This is a genomic window from Pseudoalteromonas sp. 2CM39R, assembly GCF_023161845.1.
This window is the reverse complement of the sequence record NZ_JALNTM010000018.1, coordinates 43,656-67,027: the sequence shown is the minus strand read 5'-3', so window position 1 is coordinate 67,027 and position 23,372 is coordinate 43,656. Positions and strand designations below refer to the sequence as shown.

Annotated in this window: 16 protein-coding genes and 1 other RNA gene; 7 read left to right on the top strand and 10 right to left on the bottom strand. The window is 41.1% G+C overall.

Annotated elements, in window-relative coordinates:
• Window positions 1-52 precede the first annotated feature (52 nt).
• From MTF66_RS29395 to MTF66_RS29385, 3 genes are all read right to left on the bottom strand, one after another.
• On the bottom strand, window positions 53-2,809 hold the full coding sequence (locus MTF66_RS29395; protein WP_138622710.1) for a response regulator: 2,757 nt from the start codon (window positions 2,807-2,809) through the stop codon (window positions 53-55).
• Between the two features lie 208 nt (window positions 2,810-3,017).
• An RNA gene (gene ffs / locus MTF66_RS29390) (signal recognition particle sRNA small type) lies at window positions 3,018-3,114 on the bottom strand.
• 139 nt (window positions 3,115-3,253) lie between these two features.
• Complete coding sequence (locus tag MTF66_RS29385; protein WP_010388163.1) at window positions 3,254-4,132, bottom strand: DUF3014 domain-containing protein; 879 nt, start codon at window positions 4,130-4,132, stop codon at window positions 3,254-3,256.
• Window positions 4,133-4,304: 172 nt separating this feature from the next.
• Between MTF66_RS29385 and MTF66_RS29380 the strand changes: the two genes are divergently transcribed.
• On the top strand, window positions 4,305-5,450 hold the full coding sequence (locus tag MTF66_RS29380) for a patatin-like phospholipase family protein (protein ID WP_138622708.1): 1,146 nt from the start codon (window positions 4,305-4,307) through the stop codon (window positions 5,448-5,450).
• A 10-nt stretch (window positions 5,451-5,460) separates the two neighbouring features.
• On the opposite strand, the gene MTF66_RS29375 is transcribed toward MTF66_RS29380, so the two are convergent.
• On the bottom strand, window positions 5,461-7,434 hold the full coding sequence (locus tag MTF66_RS29375) for a monovalent cation:proton antiporter-2 (CPA2) family protein (protein WP_138622706.1): 1,974 nt from the start codon (window positions 7,432-7,434) through the stop codon (window positions 5,461-5,463).
• Window positions 7,435-7,560: 126 nt separating this feature from the next.
• Here MTF66_RS29375 and MTF66_RS29370 point away from each other — a divergent pair, with 126 nt between their 5' ends.
• Window positions 7,561-8,457, top strand: a complete 897-nt coding sequence (locus MTF66_RS29370; protein ID WP_138594510.1) for a GGDEF domain-containing protein — start codon at window positions 7,561-7,563, stop codon at window positions 8,455-8,457.
• 57 nt (window positions 8,458-8,514) lie between these two features.
• On the opposite strand, the gene MTF66_RS29365 is transcribed toward MTF66_RS29370, so the two are convergent.
• The 6 genes from MTF66_RS29365 to lpxB all read right to left on the bottom strand — a co-directional run bounded on the left by MTF66_RS29365 (window position 8,515) and on the right by lpxB (window position 16,688).
• The gene (locus MTF66_RS29365) at window positions 8,515-8,856 is read right to left on the bottom strand and encodes a hypothetical protein (protein ID WP_138594512.1); all 342 of its coding nucleotides are present in this window, start codon (window positions 8,854-8,856) and stop codon (window positions 8,515-8,517) included.
• The gene (gene tilS / locus MTF66_RS29360) at window positions 8,853-10,163 is read right to left on the bottom strand and encodes a tRNA lysidine(34) synthetase TilS (RefSeq protein WP_138622704.1); all 1,311 of its coding nucleotides are present in this window, start codon (window positions 10,161-10,163) and stop codon (window positions 8,853-8,855) included. Before tilS ends, MTF66_RS29365 begins: the two co-directional genes overlap by 4 nt.
• A gap of 311 nt (window positions 10,164-10,474) precedes the next feature.
• Complete coding sequence (gene accA / locus MTF66_RS29355) at window positions 10,475-11,431, bottom strand: acetyl-CoA carboxylase carboxyl transferase subunit alpha (RefSeq protein ID WP_008110950.1); 957 nt, start codon at window positions 11,429-11,431, stop codon at window positions 10,475-10,477.
• A gap of 16 nt (window positions 11,432-11,447) precedes the next feature.
• A complete protein-coding gene (gene dnaE, locus MTF66_RS29350) occupies window positions 11,448-14,939 on the bottom strand; it encodes a DNA polymerase III subunit alpha (protein ID WP_248529403.1) in 3,492 nt (1,163 codons plus the stop codon).
• A gap of 2 nt (window positions 14,940-14,941) precedes the next feature.
• Window positions 14,942-15,541: a ribonuclease HII gene (gene rnhB / locus MTF66_RS29345; protein ID WP_138622700.1), complete on the bottom strand. Its 600-nt coding sequence runs from the start codon at window positions 15,539-15,541 to the stop codon at window positions 14,942-14,944.
• Complete coding sequence (gene lpxB / locus MTF66_RS29340) at window positions 15,531-16,688, bottom strand: lipid-A-disaccharide synthase (RefSeq protein ID WP_138622698.1); 1,158 nt, start codon at window positions 16,686-16,688, stop codon at window positions 15,531-15,533. Before lpxB ends, rnhB begins: the two co-directional genes overlap by 11 nt.
• 293 nt (window positions 16,689-16,981) lie before the next feature.
• On the opposite strand from lpxB, the gene MTF66_RS29335 reads away from it, so the two are divergent.
• From MTF66_RS29335 to cydC, 5 genes are read left to right on the top strand one after another with little or no spacing between them, the layout of a single operon-like run.
• Window positions 16,982-18,565, top strand: a complete 1,584-nt coding sequence (locus MTF66_RS29335; RefSeq protein ID WP_054202420.1) for a cytochrome ubiquinol oxidase subunit I — start codon at window positions 16,982-16,984, stop codon at window positions 18,563-18,565.
• Complete coding sequence (gene cydB, locus MTF66_RS29330) at window positions 18,562-19,701, top strand: cytochrome d ubiquinol oxidase subunit II (RefSeq protein WP_008110962.1); 1,140 nt, start codon at window positions 18,562-18,564, stop codon at window positions 19,699-19,701. The genes MTF66_RS29335 and cydB overlap by 4 nt, the downstream gene beginning before the upstream one ends.
• Before the next feature lie 12 nt (window positions 19,702-19,713).
• Window positions 19,714-19,878, top strand: coding sequence for a cytochrome bd-I oxidase subunit CydX (cydX, locus tag MTF66_RS29325; RefSeq protein WP_008110965.1), 165 nt, complete (start codon window positions 19,714-19,716; stop codon window positions 19,876-19,878).
• Window positions 19,868-21,643 carry a thiol reductant ABC exporter subunit CydD gene (gene cydD, locus MTF66_RS29320; protein ID WP_138622696.1) on the top strand — a complete coding sequence of 592 codons (1,776 nt, stop codon included), beginning with the start codon at window positions 19,868-19,870 and terminating at the stop codon, window positions 21,641-21,643. Before cydX ends, cydD begins: the two co-directional genes overlap by 11 nt.
• Entirely contained in the window at window positions 21,636-23,372 is a 1,737-nt protein-coding gene (cydC, locus tag MTF66_RS29315) for a thiol reductant ABC exporter subunit CydC (RefSeq protein ID WP_248529402.1), read from the top strand. Before cydD ends, cydC begins: the two co-directional genes overlap by 8 nt.

Sequence of the window (23,372 nt, the reverse complement as noted above, 5' to 3'; positions counted from 1 at the left end):
GGCAAGCGGATACTCTCAGGCACGTTGTAAGCTTTTGCCTGTTAAACCATTATCAACTGAGTATATTACCAATCACAGTGTATAAATCATCACTATTAATTGGTTTGGCAATAAAGTCATCCATACCGGCTATTAAGCATCGCTGTTTATCTTCTTCATAGGCATTAGCCGTAATCGCTACTATAGGCACTCGCCAACCTGTTTTAAGTTCCATAACTCTAATCGTACGTGTGCATTCATAACCATCCATGTTAGGCATTTGGCAATCCATTAAAATCAAATCAAACGATTGCTCTTTTAATACATCAAGAGCCTTAATACCATCCTCGGCTATAACAACCACAGCTTTAGTCGGCTCCAACATTTTTGAAATAACCTGCCGATTTATCGCATTATCTTCTACCAACAGTATGTGCTTACCCAGTAGATTTGGTTGCAAAGCTGCTTTTTTAGGTAAGGTTGAGGGAGCGTCTGCTGACTCTGGTGCGCTAATACTAAACGCAAACGTACTACCTTTACCTTCTTCGCTGTGTAACTGAATTTCACCGCCCATCATTTTTATCAGCTTTTGAGAAATAGCTAACCCGAGCCCTGTTCCCCCATATTTACGCGCAACGCCCACATCAGCTTGAGTAAATTCGCTAAATAACAGTGATTGCTGTGCCTTCGCAATACCAATGCCACTATCTTCAACGCTAACTTGAAGCTTATTATCGTGATAATCAAACGACAAATTCACAAAGCCTTGCTGCGTAAATTTATACGCATTAGAGAGTAAATTAATGATCACCTGATTTAAGCGTAATTCATCAACACTAATGCACAGTGGCAAATTCTTAGATTGAATAACCGTAAATTCTACCTCTTTGGCAGCAACAATAGAGGAAAATAAAGAACGTATATTTTCGATAAATGGAGTTAGCTGTGTAGGCTTAATATTTAGCTCCATGGCATTTGCTTCAATTTTAGAAAAATCTAAAATATCGTTAAGAATATTAAGCAAGTTTTTTGCACTTTTTTGTTGTGTGATTAACAACTCTTTTTGTTCGGTACTTAAGGACTGATCTCGAAGCAAAACCTCTCCCATACCTAATATGCCATTCATAGGTGTTCGAAGTTCGTGACTCATGTTTGCTAAAAATTGTGACTTAGCAATATTTGCTTCATTGGCGAGTTTAACTGCTTGTGTTAATTCAGTTGTTTGCTCTGCGACTTTCTCTTCTAATTGCTGATTAAAATGACTAAGCTGTTTATTGAGATCTTCATTTTTTACATTAGAAGCTTGCAAACTTTTAATTGAGTGTTGTAGTGCATTGCCCAACATTTCAAATTGTTGCTGTAGTTGCAGCACTTCATACCAACTAGAATCTGTATTAAATACGTGTTTTTTAGTTTTACTAAAGCTATTAATTAAATGAGTGAGCTCTATGATGGGTTTAACCAACAAATGGGTAAATTTATGAATAAATAAAACCACTAGTGCAATAGAGCATAATCCTAATAACATAGTAGGCAACCATGCAGCCACTACCACCATGGTTAAATGTTTACGATTATATAACGATATAACCTGCCAACCTGTGTTGTCGTCAACATACTGATTTGTATGGTACATCTCGTTATCATTTGAGCGGAAAAGCTGATTTCCACTGAGACTTTGAAGGCTAAGCTCCTGCTGCTCAAAATCACTGAGCGCAACAAACTGGCTTAACGAACTAAATACCACTTTTTTATCTGCATCTAGAACAAGTAAATCCCCATTATATTCAAATAAATTTGGTATAAACCGCTCTAATTGATCTAGCTTAAGCGATCCCTCAACGACCCCATAAAACTCATCATTTTTATAAATCGGGGCGGAAAGCGCTACAATGGGTTGATCGCCTAATCCTCTGCCTTGAAAAACACCACTGATGTAGCCCAACGGGAACTGCTGAGCTTGAGCAAAATAAGGACGATCATCAACATAACGCTGACTCTGACTCAAACCACTGAGCAATTCACTCGGTATACTTTTCTCGACATAACCTTCAGAGCTGGCATATAGGCTAGTTACAAAGCCAGGATATAACTCCATTAGCCGCTCTAACTGCTGTTGTATTGATGCCCCAGCACTTATTGCATCACTGGTTATTACCATGGCACTTTTATGAAACAATAAATAATCACTCAGCTGGGCACTGATCGAACGAGATTTTTCTTTAAGTTGAGTGTTTACTTCGTATTCTAAGCGCGAATAATGCTGATTAACCAAAAAGACGCTAGTGATCAAAACCACCAAAACAATAATTATACTTACAACATAGCTTAATATTCGGGCCAAAGGCTGCCCTTGATAAGCTCGGCTTGCATGGGGGACAAATATACTCACCAAGTCGACCAAAGCCAACGCTATCATAGCATTGATTAAGTATTTTGAGGCAGCCACAACAAGTGTGAGCCAAGGCAGGCCTATAACAAAGTGACCCAAAACCCACACCAGTGGTAAGCCGACTAAAAACCAAAATACGGCGCCTAAAGGAAGTATTGGCTTAGAACGCTTTAAACAAAAGGCATAAAGCCAAAATAGCTCAAGTACATAAACAACACTGGTCCAGCTATGCCCCCAGCGATAAAATAAAAAACCAGTTAAAATCGCTAAACTAAGAAGAGAATAACGAAGCCCTGCAAACACTAGGCTAAGTATTACAAACGTCTGACCAAATAAAAATTCAGAGCTATCAAAAAAATACAGAGGTAGAAGGTTAGCGCAACCTCCAATAAGCCCGAGTAATATTGCCAGCGCCCATTTATTCCTCTGAGATGTCATATTGACCCTTTATAGCTTTATTGAACACCTGCGGTGTATAGTATAATCACGAGTTTTAATTATTACTTACCCATTAGCTATTGTCTATAAAGACAAAAAATTAGCTAAGTGCGTAAAAGCTAGAATTAGCGTACGAATAACAAAATAAAATATTAGAAAATAGATAAATGGAATTTTAGTACACCCAAATGAGGAATTTGGGTGGCAGTCTTACCAGCCACATCTCGGCACACACGTCACAAACTGTGGCTGCTCCCTTCCGGGCCTGACCAGGTTCGCCTGCTAGTGTTGCGAGAGGACCAATAAGACTACCATTGAGGGCCTTGGTTGGCGCGATTGAGATTATCTCTACTTTTGCTCTGTTATTCAAGGGATAATCAAAAAAGAAAGTGCGATTGCATACTTCATATACAATCGCAGTCTATTTAGGTGTTAAAGCGATTATTAATTGCTCTCTAACTCTGCTTTTATGTTACGTAGTGCCGCTTTTACTTTTTTCATATTCTCTGGGCCCATGCGTAAAAGTTGCTTTTGCGCAGCGGGTAATTGCTCCCATTCAGAAAACGCATACTGATAGGTCACTGAATCACGCAATAATGGTAAGCTACCTTTTGGCTCAGGAGTATCAAGTAACAGGTCAATGGCATCTTCAAGTGTTTGAGTAAACTCATCATCACCATAACCAATTTCAGTATATGCGCTGTTGATCAGTGGTTTATACTCATCATATAAACGCACAGCTTGAGCTGCACTCATACTTGTGAGCACTTTTACATATGGGGTATAGCGTTCATAGCTATTAGGATCAATTGTTAAAATATCGCCTTCGTTTACGCTAAAACCCTCTTCTAATTTTGCAACTGGGGTATGCTTAGTAGCCACTTTGCCTTTTGCTAAATTATCGACAAACACTACGCCACGGCGAATAACATCATCATTTAACACTAAGCTCATCGCTACATCACCCAAATATTCATCTAATTTTGCAATGACTACAGGGTCGCTGTCGTTTAACGTTGGTAAAGATACAACTTCAGCTTCGGGCTCAACTTCTGGACGCTGAGCTGGGACATCTAATTCGGCAGGTTTTTCAGGCTTAACAGAGGGCGCACCTACCACAGGATCGTTTTCAGGCTTTAACTCCATAATAGGTTGCTCTTTTACTGGTTCTTCAACCTGCATAACTGTTTTTGGAGCTTCACTTGGTTTTAATAAAACAAACGCAGCGGCAATAATGATAATTAATAAAATAACCCCTGCAAAGATAAGGTTGTTATTCGGCGGACGTTTTTGAACGTCTGATCCTGATGGTTTATCTGACATACGAACTCCATAAATATAAAAATGCGATACTGTTTAGAGTACTCTAAACAGATTTAATTCATAATTTACACCAATATTTATTAATGTAAGTTATGTATCCTTTGATTCTTCTAGCTTAAAGACTTACAGTGAATAAATAAAGTAAAGACAGTGAACAGTTTAAATACGTAACATGAAAATTAAGCAAGTCGATCCTAGTAAACCAAAAGTGGCTTTATTACTCACCGGTGGTGGTGCCCGAGCAGCTTACCAAGTGGGCGTGTTAAAAGCATTAGCGCAAAGTATGCCCAGAACTGCCCCGCTGCCCTTTAGAGTGATAAATGGAACTTCTGCTGGCGCAATTAATTCTGCGGCGTTAGCGTGTTACGCTTCATGTATGCATTTAGCCGTTAGAAAGCTAGAGACAGTATGGAAAAACTTTTCCACCTCTATGGTATACAAAAGTGACTTTTTGAGTGTGTTTGGTCATATTACTCGTAATATTTTAACTAGTTTTCAGTCTGAGCATATAAACCATCCACCGGCGAGCTTATTAAATAATCGGCCACTTAGAAAGCTATTAAACGATATTCTTGATTTACATCGAATTGAACGTAACTTACATCGTGACTACTTAGAGGCGCTGTCGATTACAGCATCTAGTTATACGACCGGTGATTCTGTTGCTTTTTTTCAGTCAAATACGCAGCATTCTTGGCAGCGAGCAAAACGCGAAGGTCGCGCTACGCGAATTAATGTTGAGCATTTAATGGCCTCAAGTGCTATTCCTATGGTTTTTCCTAGTGTAAATATTTATAACCACTATTTTGGTGATGGTTCTATACATCAACTTTCACCTTTAAGCCCGTCTATTCACTTAGGGGCAAATAAAATATTTATTATTGGTGTTGAACAACCCAAGGAACCTCACCCTCCAGGTTACTCTGCGCATTTCCCCGGGCTTTCTGCTGTAGCAGGCCACTTACTCGACAGTGTATTTACCGACACCATGCAATCTGATTTAGAACGATTAGATCGAGTAAATCGTACGCTGGGGTTATTACCCGATAGACAAAAGCATCAAGAGTTAAAACAAATAGACAGCTTTATTATTAACCCCTCGCAAAACTTTAATGCAATTGCAGCGCAATACTATGATGATATGCCTTGGGCAATTAAAGTGTTACTGCGTATGATCGGGGTTAAAAAACGCTCTCAGTCGAGTTTAACCAGTTACTTATTATTTGAAAAACGCTATACCCAGCACTTAATTCAAATTGGATACGAAGATGGCATAAAGCAACTGCCCGAGATGAGAAAGTTTTTAGAGCTAGACTAAGAGGCTACTCTTACTCAATGCCATCAAGTAAGTAATGCTCAACATGCTCCACTCGCCTCGGTTTACCTTGCAATACTAAAATATCATTTGCATATAGTATGGTATGCTCTTGTGGCATCTCTATTTCTTCCCCCTCACGACGCAACGCCTTAATTAACACCTTTCTTTTAGCTAAATTAAGCTCACTAATAGCCTTGTTTACCGCAAATGCTTTATCCGGCAAGGCAATGACATGTAAGTACTCTAAGCGTTCGGGCAAATTGGTATCGCTGTCGATGTTTTCGCCTGCAAAAAAACTTTGCAATAGCTTATAGCGGTTACGTCTTTCGCTACTAACACGGCGAATTATTCGGCTCATTGGCACACCCGACATAGACAACACATGTGAGACCAGCATTAAGCTTGCCTCTAATGCCTCAGGAACAACCTCAGTGACGCCTAAATCTTTTAAACGCTCTAGTTGACTGTCGTCACGGGTTCTTATAAGTATTTTTACCTTAGGAGCAACCTGCTTTATGGCATTAATCACTATTTGAGTTTGTTGAAATTCCGTAAAAGTAATAATCACTAAGCGTGCTCGCTCTACCCCTGCGCACTTTAAAATATCTTTTTGCTCAACGTGACCAAACAATAAAGGTTCACCCGCCGCTTTTCCTTCTTGCACTAGTATGGGATCGCTTTCAATGGCCACATAATCAATAGCCTCTGGCGATAAAAAGCGGGCAATAGTTTGCCCTACCCGAGAAAATCCACATATAACGACATGATTATTATAAAGCGTACTGCTTTGTGGCTCGTCTTCATAGGCAAACTTAGCGCGCTCTAACATACCCAGTCGCTTTAAAATAAAGGGAGTTTTATCGATTAAATACGGGGTGAGTGCCATAGAAATTACGCCCATGGCAATTAAAAATGAGACTTGCTCCACACTCAGTAAGTCATGCTGTGCTGCGAGTGCGATTAACACAAAACCAAACTCACCCATTTGCCATAACATAATAGCGCAAGCTAATGCGTCCTGTTTTCGCTCTCCCATAAATAAAGACGATACGGTTACTACGGCGATTTTTAAGACTAGAATGCCCAGTAAGGCAGCAACAATAATACCCGCATGATTAACAACAAAGCTGATATCTAGCTGCATACCTACGGTGACAAAAAATAACCCCATTAAAATATCACGGAACGGGCGAATATCCGCTTCTAGCTGATGGCGGTAATGGCTTTCACCAAGCATCATACCCGCTAAAAATGCCCCTAATGCCATTGATAAGCCAAATGAATAAGTAAGTAAACCCGCAAACAAAGCAACTAATAAGGTAGTTAAAACAAATAGTTCATCACTTTTTGCTAATGCCACTTCATTAAATACTCTAGGTAAAACCCATTTGCCAATTGCCCATAGCAACACGCAGACAAACGCACCTTTAGTTAGTGCAAATAACAGAGCCCAGCCAATACCATTTGAGTCACTGCTGGCAAATAACGGTAAAATAATCAGTAATGGTACAACAGCAATGTCTTGAAATAATAAAACGCCGATTGCCAATTGCCCACGGCGTTTATTTAAATCGCCGCTCTCTTTTAATAATTTGGCAACCACCGCAGTAGAGGAGAGCGTAATAATAATGCCAATGGTAAAACTGGTTAATAAATTAAAATTTAATAAATGCAGAATCACAATCAGCAAAATACTACTAACAAATACTTGTAGCGACCCTAAACCAAATACAATATTACGCATCGCCATTAGGCGCGATACAGAAAACTCCAAACCTAAGCTAAACAGCAAAAATACAATACCTAGCTCTGCAATAAAGTCCATCTCATGGCTTTGCGTCATCCAGCCAACACCATGACCACCCGCTAATAAACCCACAGCCAAATAAGCCAACACAGGGGGAAGCCCTATGCGCTTAAATAGCCATACAAATAAAACCGCAGCGACTAAAAGTCCAAAAATCTGAGCATTAATACTTTGCAACGCAAACCTTAAAATAATCTATGGGATGTGACTTAACTATAGCAATCGCATAACTTTCAGCCAGAATAAAAATATGGCACGCAATCTGCTTATTTATAAAAAGTAATACTATAGGGGGAAGAAATAGTGGAAAACGTTCATATTTTGACACAACGTATCTCTGGTCGCGGTGAATTTTTGCCGTTCTCAGCAGAGCAATACAATAGCAATACACCAACAGCACTGCATGAGCTGGCGGCCAAACTACAAACCAGCTTAGTGCTGGAAGATATTTTAGGCACATTTGCAAATTTTGCAAAACAGCTGCTTAATTTTTCTGGGGTACACTTTCAAACATCATGTATAGATGTTAAAACACCCAATAGTGATGTTGAAAACCCAGCCTACTCATTTGATCTAAAAGTTGAAAGTGAGCATTTAGGCACACTCACTTATTACACAAAATATCCGCTTAGTGCGGCTATTGAAAAAAAGCTGCAGCATTTTCACAGTGTATTAATTTATCCACTACGTAATGCAATAATGTACAACCGTGTATTAAAGCTAGCAACAAAAGACTCGTTGACGGGGTTAAACAACCGAAGTCAATTTAATGACATGTTGCAACAAAAGCTTGAAAATCATAGACGTAACGGCCATCCGTTTAGTTTGATGCTGCTTGATTTAGATAACTTTAAACAAGTGAATGATAACTATGGTCATAAAATTGGCGATGACGTTTTAATAGAATTTGCTTCAGTTTTATCTAGCAGTATTCGAGGCACAGATTCGGTATTTCGTTTTGGCGGCGATGAGTTTTCAATACTAATTGAGGATCCCGCTTTCACCACTAATAAAGTGATTGCTGAACGTATTATGCGTTTAGTAAGAAACTCACCGATTATGTCTAAGTACAATGTAACAACCAGTATTGGTTTTACCCTAACTAACAGTGATGATTGCCAAAATGAGATATTTTCTCGTGCGGATAAGGGCTTATATAAAGCAAAGGCATCTGGGCGAAATTGCGCAAAAGCTTACTAAGCAATAAAAGAATAAAATATTAGAAAAGCCCAGCCTCCCCCGCTGGGCTTTTTTACGCTACTTTTTTAATATAAAGTATTTGTAAATTAGCAACATGACGCAAAAGCCAAAAAAGAAGCCACTGAGTAAATTAAGTAGTCCGGCAATTGTCGCAAGCGGTGTAAAAAACACCAACAGTAAAGGCATACTCACCCCTAGAATGAAAAATACCCCGCCTTTACCTAACCAATAGGCAAGTAAAATGGCGGCACATACCATCCCTCCCAACACAGCGTAGCCGAGGGTAATTATATTTAGGGTTAAAAATACATTCGCTAAAACCGCGATCAATAGCGTAATTAATATGCCAGTGGGCGCCTTATTAATAAGCGACAGTCCAACATGAGGTTGCTGACTCATAATTTATACTCCCAAATTACACCATGTTCATCTTTATGGTTATCACTAACAAAATAACCAACCACTTGCACTAGCTCATCGTTGTAAAAAATTAATGGAATATCAGCACGTAGCCAAGGCGCTACTTTTGCATCTTTAAACCAATGTTTAAGCGTATTACTACCTGGTTTTTTGAGTGGTTTAATACGCGCACTATTGCAGTTAAAGCGCACACTAACTTGTTCATCCGTTTTAGGGGCGCGCATACCCACTCCCTGCAGGCATTGTAGTATTTGTCCGTCATTCAGCACTAGTTCGCGACTTGTTACGCGTTCAATATTAACGGCTAATGGCTTTGGTTGCACAAAATAAAGTAAACCTTGATGGCGACGTATTTGCCCATCACTTAGCTCAATTTTTATTTGTGCATCAGCTTGTGCATGAATAGCCTGACTCATTATTTGCATTAACTGTTTTTGCGAAGGCATGGTATGGGTAAATAGAGCCAGCCATGCGCGCAGAAGATTCGCAATGCGAATAGCGCTGTAATGAGCCATATTTTGTATATTAAGCGCCTGATGTTGGTTAAGACACTGTGCGAGATCTTGCTGGGTATATTCTTCAAGCAGTGCTTGTTGCTGCTGCAATAATTCAATACTTCGTGCTGTACACTGCTCAAACCCAGTAAAACGCTCTGCCAACTTAGGCACTATTTGTTGGCGCAAAAAATTACGATCAAAGCGCTCATTGGCGTTGGATTCATCGGTAATATGGCTAATATTAAATTGCTGGGCAAACGCTTCTATCTCGCTGCGTTTTACCGCCAATAATGGCCTATAGCACTCACGGCCACTTTTAAGTATGCGAGTTTGCTGCATAGCGCCGAGCCCTTTTAAGCCTGAGCCGCGCTTTAAACGAAGTAAAAATGTCTCTACTTGGTCGTTTAAATGCTGGCCTAACAAAATGACACTATCACTTGGGCTGTATTCGTCAAGCGCTTGATAACGAGCTTCGCGAGCCTGCGCTTCAATACTGGTGCGCGATTGCTGCTTAATTATGACGTGTGCCGCTTTAAAATAAATTGAAAGTTGCTCACAACGTGCTTGGCAAAATTGCTGCCAGTGATGGGCGTTATCACTTAAGCCATGATTTACATAAATTGCACTTAAATTTAATTGTGGCCACTGCTCTTTTAACCCATGCATTATCTGCAACAACACCACCGAATCTACGCCACCAGATAAGGCCACAGTAAATGTGAATTGCCCGTTTTCTATATAATGATTAAGGGCTTTTTGTACCTGCAGATAAATTTGTGATGTGTGCATTATTATAACCAATGAGTGAATTGCTAATAACCCGAATAAAAAAGGCTCTACGTTACGGTATTTTAAAACAAAAAAAGCCGCATAGGCGGCTTTTTTCTCTATTTAACCTGAACTTTGGTTAAGAGATTTACTAACATATTGAATCATAGTAATAATTAGATTTATTCTCTCTAGCCAGAGATTTACAGTGAAAACAAGGCGAATTTTCGCGTCAATAGCTGGCCTATTGCAAGTAAATTCAACGCAGTTAGCGCTGAAAATAGCTGCTTGAGATAGATTAATTATCCAGAGTTCAGGTTATTTAGCTATGTTTAGCAATAACCAAACGACATTAAACGCTTGTAACGTTGATCAAGCATCTCTTCAAGCGATAACGCTTGTAAGTCTGCTAAATCGCGCTTAAGGCGAACTTTTAAATTACGTGCCATGGCATCATAATTACGGTGTGCACCACCTAGCGGCTCATCAACTAGGTTGTTGATTAAATCTAGCTCTTTAACGCGCTCGGCTGTTACACCCATTGCTTCTGCTGCAAGTGGCGCTTTATCAGCACTTTTCCATAAGATAGAGGCACAGCCTTCTGGTGAAATAACTGAGTAAGTGCTGTATTGCAGCATGTTTACTCTGTCGCCAACACCAATCGCTAATGCACCACCTGAACCACCTTCACCAATAACAGTACAAATTGTAGGTACTTTTAGTGCGGCCATTACTTTTAGGTTACGTGCAATTGCTTCAGACTGACCACGCTCTTCTGCGCCAACACCTGGGTATGCACCTGGGGTGTCGATAAAGGTCATGATTGGCATTTTAAAACGCTCAGCCATTTCCATTAAGCGCAATGCTTTACGGTAACCTTCTGGTTTTGGCATGCCAAAATTACGTTTAATTTTTTCAGCAGTACCACGGCCTTTTTGCTGACCGATCACCATAACAGGTTCACCATCTAAACGAGCAACGCCGCCTAAAATTGCAGGGTCGTTAGCAAACGTACGATCACCCGCAAACTCGTCAAATTCCGTAAAAATACGCTCGATATAATCTCGAGTATAAGGACGCAGCGGATGACGTGCTAGCTGTGATACTTGCCAAGCACCAAGTTCAGAGAAAATTTTCTCCTTCATTTGTGCGCTCTTTTCTTTAAGTTTGCTGACTTCCTCTTCTAATCCAAGGTCTAATTCGCCAGCGCGGCTTACATTTTGTAATTCTTCAATTTTTGCTTCTAATTCTGCGATTGGAAGCTCAAAATCAAGATAATTGAGGCTCATGCTCTAAACTACCTAATTAGTTAAATTCTAGTTCTACATTTTGCGCTGCCATCAGCGATAACTTATGAATTAAGTCGTCACTTGGCGTAACACACCATTCGATCCCTAGGGTTAATTGCACCAACGCATCGGGGCGTTGATAATATACCTTGATCGGACACGTTCCCATTTTGTATGGTTCGAGTACTTTTTGTAATTTATCGAAGAAACCAGCCTCGATCTGCACCATATTCAGCGTCATCTTAATCGCTTTTATACGCTTTTCACGCGCCTGAGCAATGGTGTTTATTTCTCTGGCGGTCATTGTAATACCACCAGAGAAGTTATCAAAGCTGACCTGTCCGGATATCACCAAAATATTATTGATGTGCAACATATCTTGGTACATTTCAAACTGTTCTGGAAACAAGCGTACATCAATTCGGGCGCTTTTGTCATCTAAAGTTATCAAGCCCCAGCGATTTCCTTTTTTATTAATTAAGGTTCTCGCGGCAATCACCAAGCCCGCCCCAGTTGAGACTACATCACGGTTAGTGGGCTGCAAATCAATGAGTCGGCCTGAGGTGTAATGCCCAAGCTCTCGTCGATACTGGTTTATAGGATGGCCAGTTAAATAAAGGCCTAAGGTATCTTTTTCGCCATCAAGCCACTGATTATCTGTAAGTGGTGTGGCTTTAATAAACGCTTGCTCTACTTCGTCAGGCTCTGTGGCCAGTAAACCAAACAAGTCACTTTGCCCTAACAGCTCAGCTTTGTTGTGTTGATCGGCTGCGCGCATTGCATCTTTTAAACTTGCCAGCAGCGTTGCTCGCCCTGGTTGATTTTTTTCTGGTCCTAGCTGATCCAATGCACCTGCATAAATTAATTTTTCGGTGACACGTTTATTTAAGCGTTTTAAATCAACACGCGCACAAAAATCAAATAGGTCCTTAAATGGGCCGCCTTTTGCTCGCGCTTCTAATATGGCATCAACGGGAGCCTCACCCACGCCTTTAATTGCTCCTATACCGTAAACAACTTCACCTTGAAGATTAACAGTAAACTTGTATTCACCGGCGTTTACATCGGGCGGTAACAAAGTGAGTTTCATGTTTTCACACTCATCCACCAGCGTTACTATTTTGTCGGTGTTATCCATATCAGCCGACATTACCGCAGCCATAAACTCGGCCGGATAATGGGTTTTCATCCACAGCGTTTGATACGATACCAATGCATAAGCTGCTGAGTGAGATTTGTTAAAACCATAACCCGCGAACTTTTCAACCAAGTCGAATATTTTTATCGCAAGCTCGCCATCTATGCCATTATTACGCGCGCCCTCTTCAAAGGTTGAGCGCTGTTTTGCCATTTCTTCGGGCTTTTTCTTACCCATGGCACGACGTAACATATCGGCGCCGCCTAGTGTATAACCGGCCAGCACCTGCGCTATTTGCATAACTTGTTCTTGATACAAAATAATGCCGTAAGTCGGCTCAAGAATAGGCTTTAAACTTTCGTGTTGATATTGCGCATCGGGGTATGAGATTTCTTCTCTGCCGAGCTTTCGGTCGATGAAGTTATCTACCATGCCTGATTGCAGTGGACCTGGACGGAACAAAGCAACAAGGGCTATCATATCTTCGAAGCAATCGGGCTTTAATCGGCGAACTAGGTCTTTCATGCCGCGTGATTCTAGCTGGAATACTGCGGTGGTTTCAGCGCGCAGCAGTAGTTCAATACTTTTTTTATCATTCAGTGGAATGGTGTTGATATCAACCGGCCGCTTACCTTCACGCTTTAAGCGCTCGTTGGTCATATCCACTGCCCACTGCAAGATGGTCAGCGTACGTAAGCCTAAAAAGTCAAACTTAACCAAACCAGCAGTTTCTACATCGTTTTTATCAAACTGAGTAACCGGAAACTTGCCTTCATCATCACAATAGAGCGCAGCAAAATCGGTAATCGTGGTCGGCGATATTACAACCCCCCCTGCGTGCTTACCGGCATTACGGGTACAACCCTCAAGAATACGACACATGTCGATTAAGTCTTTAACTTCTTCATCGCCGTCGTAGGCTTCTTGCAAACGAGGTTCAACTTCAAACGCTTTGGCCAAGGTCATTCCCGGATCGCCCGGAATAAGCTTAGAAATACGATCAACAAATCCATAAGGATGACCAAGTACCCGGCCTACATCGCGTATAACCGCTTTAGCTGCCATAGTACCAAAGGTAATAATTTGCGATACCGCATCACGGCCATATAAAGCCGATACATGATCAATTACTTCATCACGTCTATCCATACAAAAATCGACGTCAAAGTCGGGCATAGAAACACGTTCTGGATTCAAGAAACGCTCGAAGAGTAAATCGAACTCTAGTGGATCAAGGTCGGTAATTTTAAGCGCATAAGCTACTAAGGAGCCCGCACCTGAACCACGCCCTGGACCTACAGGAATATTGTTATCTTTACTCCACTGAATAAATTCCATTACGATCAAGAAGTAACCAGGAAATCCCATTTGGTTAATTACATCGAGCTCAATTTTTAAACGCTCATCGTATTCGCCGCGTTTTTCTTGGCGTTCTTGTTCATCAGGAAATAAAAATTGCAGTCGTTCTTCAAGTCCATCTTGTGAGACTTTAACCAAAAACTCATCAATTTTTAATGAGCCGGTAGGGTAATCTGGTAGGAAATACTCACCTAATTGAACGGTTACATTACAGCGCTTTGCGATTTCTACGGTATTTTGTAACGCCTCTGGAATATCACTAAATAGCTCTGCCATTTGTTCTGGCGTTTTTAGGTATTGCTCTTGTGAAAAACGCTTTGGTCGGCGTTTATCATCTAGGGTATAACCATCAAAAATAGCCACCCGAATTTCATGGGCTTCAAAGTTTTCTGGCTTTAAAAATACCACTTCATTGGTAGCCACTACAGGCAGTTGCTCTGTGGTTGCAAGCTCCACTGCCATATGCAAATAATTTTCTTCTTGAGCACGGTTTGTACGAATAAGCTCAATATAATAATGATCGCTGAAGTGCTGCTTATAAAAGCTTACCACCGACTCAACAATAGCGGGGTTGCCTTTTATTAATGCTTTTCCTAAATCGCCATCTTTAGCACCCGAGAGTATGATGAGCCCCTCTTTTAAATCAACTAACCATTCACGGTCAATAACTGGACGATGAAACACATGACCACGTTGGTAAGCTTTAGAAATCAATAAAGTAATATTTTTATAGCCAGTGTTATCTTTAGCTAATAACGTTATCCGACTTGGCTCATCAGGAAACTCAGGACTACGTACCCAAAAATCAGCACCAACAAGTGGCTTGATACCTGCGTTATGCGCTGCGCCATAAAAACGCACTAAACCACAAAAGTTCATTTGATCAGTAATTGCCAGCGCTGGCATTTCAAGCTCTTGTGCTTTAGCGACTATTGGTTTGGTTTTTGCCAAACCATCAACCATCGAAAAGTCTGAGTGCACTCGTAAGTGAACAAAATCAGGAGCTGGCATAATTACTCCTTACCCGAAAGCGCAAGCACACGCTGCACCGGTTTAAAGCTCTTACGATGCTCATCTATAGCGCCGTATTGCTCAAGCGCTGCAAAGTGTGCTTTGGTCGGATACCCCTTATGCCCTGCAAACCCATATTGTGGGTAGCGCGCATCAAGTTCAACCATTTCATCATCACGGGCCACTTTTGCTAAAATAGATGCGGCTGATATTTCAGCGACTAAGCTATCACCTTTAACCACCGCTTGGGCGGGCATAGCTAATTCAGGTAGGCGATTTCCATCTACAAACACAAATTCAGGCACTGTGCTAAGTGCTTCCACTGCGCGACTCATGGCAAGCATAGTGGCTTGTAATATATTTAGCTCATCTATTTCGCTTGGACTACAACGGCCAATGGCGTAACACAGTGCTTTTTCTTTTATTTCAGTGGCTAATAATTGACGTTTTTTATCCGTTAATTTTTTAGAATCGGCCAAGCCTACGATTGGCTTATTGGGATTTAAAATAACAGCGGCAGTAACCACGTCGCCCACCAGCGGTCCACGACCCACTTCATCTACACCGGCAATTAGGGTTACATTAGGTCGTTCAATTTGCATTTATTAACTCCGCCACTGCATTTGCAGCTTGTTTACTTGCATCTAATCTAATTTTTTCATGTATGGCTAAAAAGCGGGCTTTTAATTCTTTATTGTCACTATTTAGCATAGGGGTAAGTGCTGCTGTTAAATTAGCGACATTACATTCGCTTTGCAAAAACTCTGGCACTAACTCTTCGTCTGCTAATAAATTAGGTAACGAAAAATATTTAATATTAAAGGTAAATAAGGTTTTAAAAATCCAATAACTCATGGGTTTAATTTTATAACCAACCACCATTGGTTTTTTATATAACATGCCCTCAAGCGTTGCCGTACCTGATGCCAGTAATATGGCATCGGCGGCTTGCATGGCTAAATTTGATTGCCCATCCAGTAAGTTAACATTAAGTGAGGGCGCTGTGGCATTTAAAATAGCAATAAACTGCGCTTTGCGCTTTTCGTTCACCAGTGGCACAACGACTTTAAGCGCTGGGTTCTGTGCTTGCAACTGAGCCGCTGTTTTTATGTAAGTTTCACTTAACAAGCCCACTTCTGAGCCCCGGCTCCCGGGTAATAACGCTAACACCTTGTCATCAGCACTTAAGCCTAATTGGCTGCGGGCTTGGCTATCATCGTGCTCAAGTGCAATGTCGTCGGCTAATGTGTGGCCTACAAAAGTACACGGTACTTGGTGCTTGTCGTAAAATTCTTTTTCAAAAGGCAATAAAGCCAATACTAAGTTAGTGGCTGCACTTATAGTGTGAATGCGTTTTTCACGCCACGCCCACACTGAAGGGCTAACGTATTGCACAGTTTTAATACCCGCATCTTTTAACGGTTTTTCTACACGTAAATTAAAATCGGGCGCGTCAATGCCTATAAACACATCAGGAGGATTATCAATAAAGTGCTGTACTAACTGCTTGCGAATTTTTAGTAAACGCGGTAAACGGCCAAGGACTTCAACCAACCCCATAACCGACAGTTCATCCATATCAAACAGCGTTTTGCAGCCTTGAGCTTGCATTTTAGGACCTGCAATACCTTCAAAAATTGCATCAGGAAAATGCGCTTTAAGCGCTTTTATCAGCCCTTCACCTAAAATATCGCCCGACAGTTCACCTGCCACAATACCAATTCGTAGTTGTTTTTTATCTTTTTTCATTTGCTATTTTTTCACAAGTAAACCCGGCGTTCATACCGATTAGTTTACCGTGTTTTAAGGCTAGGTTAAACGCTTAAAACGCACCACTTTTTTCTAGCTTACTCTTAATTGATGATTGCGTATTTTATAGACTGATGTAATGTCATAGTATATTAAAGTTTTCTAATATACATATTGACAAAATTTGTACAAACGCCAATAATGATGCAAACTTTCAGAAATTACTGAAAGTTTATTAAAAACATTAACAATTGCTTTGTGCTGTCACTGCATCACAACCAAAGGAGCCAAAAATGATAGATGAAACCTTTGTGGATCTATCGCGATTACAGTTTGCTGTCACCGCTCTATTTCATTTTTTATTTGTGCCGTTAACAATCGGTATGACCTGGATTTTAGTTATTATGGAATCGGTTTATGTTATGACCGGTCGCGAGATTTATCGTGATATGACTAAGTTTTGGGGCAAGTTATTTGGTATTAACTTTGCTATTGGTGTGGCTACCGGCCTCACCATGGAATTTGAGTTTGGTACTAACTGGTCGTATTACTCTCATTATGTGGGTGATGTATTTGGTGCACCACTAGCTATTGAAGGCTTAATGGCCTTCTTTTTAGAATCAACCTTTGTGGGGATGTTCTTTTTAGGTTGGGACAGGCTCTCTAAACGCCAGCATTTAGGGGTAACATTTTTAATGGCGCTGGGCACTAATATGTCTGCGCTATGGATTTTAGTTGCTAATGCGTGGATGCAAAACCCAGTCGGGGCAGAGTTTAACTATCAAACCATGCGTATGGAAATGACTAGTTTTGCAGAGCTAGTATTTAACCCTGTAGCGCAAGTTAAGTTTATTCATACTGTGTCTGCAGGTTATGTTGCGGCGTCTATGTTTGTGCTTGGGATTAGTAGCTGGTACATATTAAAAGGACGTGATTTGGCATTTGCTAAACGTTCCTTCTCGGTGGCATCAGGCTTTGGTTTAGCCTCTATTTTATGTGTTATTTTACTCGGTGATGAATCTGGCTACGAAGTCGGTGAAGTACAAAAAGTAAAACTCGCGACCATTGAAGCTGAATGGCATACCGAAGAAGCCCCCGCCGCTTTTACCATGCTGGGTATTCCTGACTCTGAAGAGCAAGTAACTCATGCTGCGGTTAAAATTCCTTACGCATTAGGTATTATTGCAACGCGCTCACTTGATGAACAAGTGATTGGTATTTCAGATCTTGAGAAAAAACACGAGAAGCGTATTCGCAATGGCATGATTGCTTATGAATATCTAGAAAAACTTCGCGCAGGTGACGATACCCCTGAAAATATCGAAAAGTTTGATAACGTGAAAGATGATTTAGGCTATGGCTTATTACTTAAACGTTATACCCCTAATGTAGCAGATGCCAGTGAGGCACAAATACAACAAGCCGTTAAAGACTCCTTCCCTAAAGTGGGTCCTATGTTTTGGTCATTTAGGATTATGGTTGGCTGTGGCGTGATCATGCTTGGCGTATTTATCCTTGCTTTTTATTACAACGCCCATCGTATTATTGAACAAAAACGTTGGTTGTTGTGGGCCGCAGTATTAAGCATTCCTCTGCCTTGGATTGCCATTGAGTTTGGTTGGATTGTGGCTGAATATGGCCGCCAGCCATGGGCAATTTCTGAAGTGTTACCGACCTTTTTAGCAACGTCATCGCTGACGGTAAATGATATTTTAATTAGCTTAACTGGTTTTATTGTTTTCTATACTGGACTGGCGATTGTTGAAGCATGGTTAATGATTAAATTTATTAAGCAAGGACCAAGCTCCCTTCATACCGGTAAGTACCATTTTGAATTACCTGATCACAGCACGGCTGCTAAAGGAGAACTATCATGATTTTTGATTATGAAACATTAAAAATGCTCTGGTGGTTAATTATTGGTGTGCTGTTAATTGGTTTTGCCATTACCGATGGTATGGATATGGGCGTTGCCATGTTGCTACGCTTAGTCGGCAAAACAGATTCTGAACGCCGTACCGTTATTAACACTATTGGCGCCCATTGGGATGGTAACCAAGTATGGTTTATAACCGCAGGTGGCGCTTTATTTGCAGCATGGCCTATGGTGTATGCGGCAGCATTTTCTGGTTTTTACTTTGCCATGATGCTGGTGTTATTTGCATTATTTTTTAGACCTTTAGGCTTTGATTATCGCTCTAAGGTTGACTCTAAACGCTGGCGTAATAACTGGGACTGGGGCTTGTTTGCCGGCAGTGCCATACCTGCGCTGGTATTTGGTGTAGCGTTTGGTAACTTGTTTTTGGGTGTACCGTTTCATATCGATAATTTATTGAGAGTTAGTTATCAAGGGTCGTTTTTTGCCTTACTTAATCCGTTTGCGCTCATTGCCGGCTTAGTTAGTATTACCATGTTAATTGCACACGCGGGAATGTGGCTACAACTGCGAACCGCTGATCAAGTTGCTGAGCGCTCAGGACAATATGGTCGCTACTCATTACTTGCCTTTATAGTATTATTTGCAGCGGCCGGTGTGTGGGTTGCCAACCTAACAGGTTATCAAATTGCCTCTATGGGCGACACCCAAGGTCATGCAGATCCATTGGCAAAAGTAGTTACCACGGCTCAAGGCGCATGGCTTAATAACTACAGTGAACGTCCATGGACAATGACCTTCCCTATTTTGGCATTTGCGATGGCACTGTGTGCACTGCTGTTTTCTAAATTGAATAAGCCCGCGTTGGGATTATTAGCAACCAGTGTGATGTTAATTGGGGTGATTATGACTGCGGGCGTTTCATTATTTCCGTTTATTATGCCTTCAAGCAATAACCCTGATATTAGCTTAACAATTTGGGATGCGGTATCGAGCCACAGAACACTCAATGTTATGTTCATTGCTGTGGTTATATTTGTGCCACTCATTTTAGCCTACACCACCTGGTGTTATGTGAAAATGTGGCGCAGAGTGACCGTTGATGAAATTGAAAATAACCCTCACGGCAGTTATTAAGGAGACTAAATTATGTGGTATTTCGCGTGGATTTTAGGTGTACTGCTTGCTTGTACCTTAGGCGTTATAAACGTGATGTGGTATGAATTTCATCAAAATAAAAACAGCATTGCTGATGATGAACAAGCCACCCATGATTTATTAAACGAGCATAATACAAATCACAATGACGACTAATCCCCGACCAAATCGCGCGCAGCAACAACCCCTGCGCGCTTTTTTAAAGCAGCAGAGTAAACCGGCGGCAATGTGGTTAAAGCTAAGCATTGCACTTGGAACAGTTAATGCAATTTTAATGATTGCAGGAGCTTATTTACTCGCGCAAACCATTCATGAGGTGATGTTTGAAGGGCATAATTTAGCCCAAGTAACCCACTATTTATGGCCTTTAGCGGGTATTATTTTACTGCGCGCCATTTTCTTAGCGTTAAGTGAGCGCTTGAGCGCACTTGCTACGCTTAAAATTAAATCGGCTATTCGCCAAACCTTACTCGATAAGCTCACACAACTCGGCCCAAGTTATATAGAGCAACATGGCCAAGGCGCTACGCTCAACACGCTGCACAATGGTGTAGAGGCACTGCATGACTACTATGCTAAATACCTACCCGGTGTTGCCTATAGTGCGCTTATTCCATTGGCTATATTAGTGGTTATATTTCCTACCGATTACAAAGCAGGATTAATATTTTTATTAACCGCTCCACTTATTCCTTTTTTTATGATTCTAGTTGGCCACAAAGCCGAGGCGCTTAATCAAAAACGTTGGCAACAACTGGCAGTATTAGGAAACTATTTTTTTGACCGTGTACAAGGGCTTACTCAACTAAAACTATTTAATGCCACGCGCAAAGAGCTCAAACAAATTGCGCGTATTTCAGATGATTTTAGGCACGCAACGCTAAGCGTGTTAAAAATTGCTTTTTTATCCTCTTTTGCGCTGGAGTTTTTAGCCACAATTAGTGTGGCACTGGTAGCGGTAATTATTGGTTTTAGATTGTTTTTTGGCACTCTGGATTTTGCTACTGGCTTTGTAGTACTGTTACTAGCACCTGAATTTTATTTACCCCTTCGCCAATTAGGCAGCCATTACCATGCGCGCCTGCAGGGAATTAGTGCCGCCGCAGATATGCTGATCATTTTAAACGCACCACTGCCATCAAATGATAATAACAACAAAGCAAAGATCAATATTGATGCTAACAATACTATAAACATCCATGAGCTCAACTTTAGTTACCCTAATAGCAATGAGGGAATAAATAATATTAATTTAACCCTGCCAAGCACAGGACTAGTAGCCATTGTCGGAGCTAGCGGCTCAGGTAAGAGCACCCTACTTGATTGCATGCTTGGTTTTCACCCAGAAGTAATACAACATATATCCATTGACCAACAACCATTGACGACCGCGGATATAAGCCAATTACAACAAAACATTGCATGGATCCCACAAAAGCCAACCTTATTTTACGACACCCTAGCCGCCAACATAAAATTAGGTAACCCAGACGCTTCATATGAAGCACTTGTAAATGCTGCAGAGCAAGCAGGTGCGCTGGAGTTTATTAACGAGCTACCCGATGGCTTTAACACCTTAATAGGTGAGCAAGGCGAAGGGCTATCTGGCGGGCAAAAACAGCGTATAGCATTAGCTCGTGCATTTTTAAAACACGCCCCTATTTTAATGCTCGATGAGCCAACCGCTCATTTAGATAGCCAAACCGAGCAACTCATTCAAAACGCTATTGCTGAGTATGCAAAAAACCACTTGGTGATCACCATTGCACATCGCTTAAATACAGTAAAAAATGCTAAGCAACTTATCGTGATGGAAAACGGCTGCATCGCTCAACAAGGCGATTTTAAATCGCTCAGCCAGCAATCTGGCGAATTTGCAAAGCTACTGCAAACAGCAGAACAAGGGGTAACTAATGGCTAATTTTATTCGTTTGCTCAAATTGTGCCGCCCTCATTATAAAGCGATGCTTTTGGGGACGTTTCTAGCGTCACTCACGGTGCTAGCTAATGTAGGCTTACTCGCTATTTCAGGCTGGTTTTTAGCTTCTATGGCAGCCGCAGGAATTGCCGGCGTCCATATGAACTACTTTACCCCAGCTGGCACCATCCGCTTTTTAGCGATTGTGCGCACCGCCTCACGTTACGCTGAACGCTTAGTTACTCACAACGCCACATTTTTATTGTTAAGTGAAATACGAGTAAACATGTTCGCCACACTCAGCAAGCTTAATAACCTTGATTTAGCTATGAGCCGCAGTGCCGATTTAGTTAACCGCTTGCAAAACGATGTAGACGCATTAGATAAGTTTTATTTAAATGTGTTGCTGCCGATGTTAGTGGCTTTGCTGACTGTGCCTATTATTATGCTGTTTATGTCAGCCTACAATGTAAATGTCGCCCTTATTTGTTTTGTTGGGATTATTATTATTGGGGTGATTATACCGGCAATATTAAGTAAGCAATTAGATAAACATAGTCACCAAGAAACCTTACTTAGTGCACAACTAAGAGCAGAGCTCTCAGACACCTTAACGGGCCTTAGAGAACTAAATATTTATCAAGCTCGAAACCAACAACTCACTAAGTGTGATCAGTTAAGTGAGCAATATAATCAGCAATTATTTATTCGTCATAAGGCTCTTGGCAACGCTGATGGCTTAAGCTTACTCATAGTGCAATTAGCTATGCTTTCCAGCATTGTTACTATTGTGCCGCTAGTGTTTAGCGGTGCTATGGTCAATGTAGAGCTGGCGATGTTGAGCCTGTTTGTGCTTGCCAGTTTTGAAAGCGTATTGTTACTGCCTAACGCCTTTATTGAGCTTCCTAATGTACTAAAAGCAGCTGAGCGACTCTTTATTCTTGAAGACAAAACGCTTAGCACAAACAATGTATCAACCACAGATATTGAGCTATTAAATAAGCACTGGGCTTTGTCGTTAAATAATGTCAGCTATCACTATGGCCAAAAGCAGGCATTAAATAATGTGAGTTTTGAGCTCCCCGCGAAGCAAAAAGTGGCTATTGTTGGTAGAAGCGGCAGTGGTAAAACTACCTTAGTGAATTTGCTCAGTAGTTTATGGCCACTGCAGCAAGGAACAATAAACTTACAAAGCGACAAAGAAATCATAAGCCTGCATGATTTAAATAATGAGAGTCGAGCAAAGACATTAAATATTTTAGCCCAGCAGCATCATATTTTTGATGGCACATTAAGCGAAAACCTTGCTTATGCGGCTCCCGATGCAACCTCGCAACAAATGATAGCAGCATTAACACAGGCAGAACTTGGTGGTTGGTTCTCTGAGCTCAAACAAGGGCTGAAAACCCGTTTAGGTACCGGCGGGCGAAATGTGTCTCAAGGTCAATCAAGACGTATAGCCTTGGCACAGGCCCTGCTGCAAAAACCCGCCATTTTAGTACTCGATGAACCGACTGAAGGGCTCGATAATATCTCTAAACAAGCTGTTATGAACAGTGTTTTACAGCTGAAAGAGCATGCCAGTGTTTTAACAATTACTCATGATCCAGCGTTGTTATCACAAATGGATAGTGTCATCTGGTTAGATAGCGGACAAATCATCGCTCAAGGTTCACATCAACAATTGCTCAATGAACACCCTGACTATGTGGCGTTAACGACCCGCTTTTAG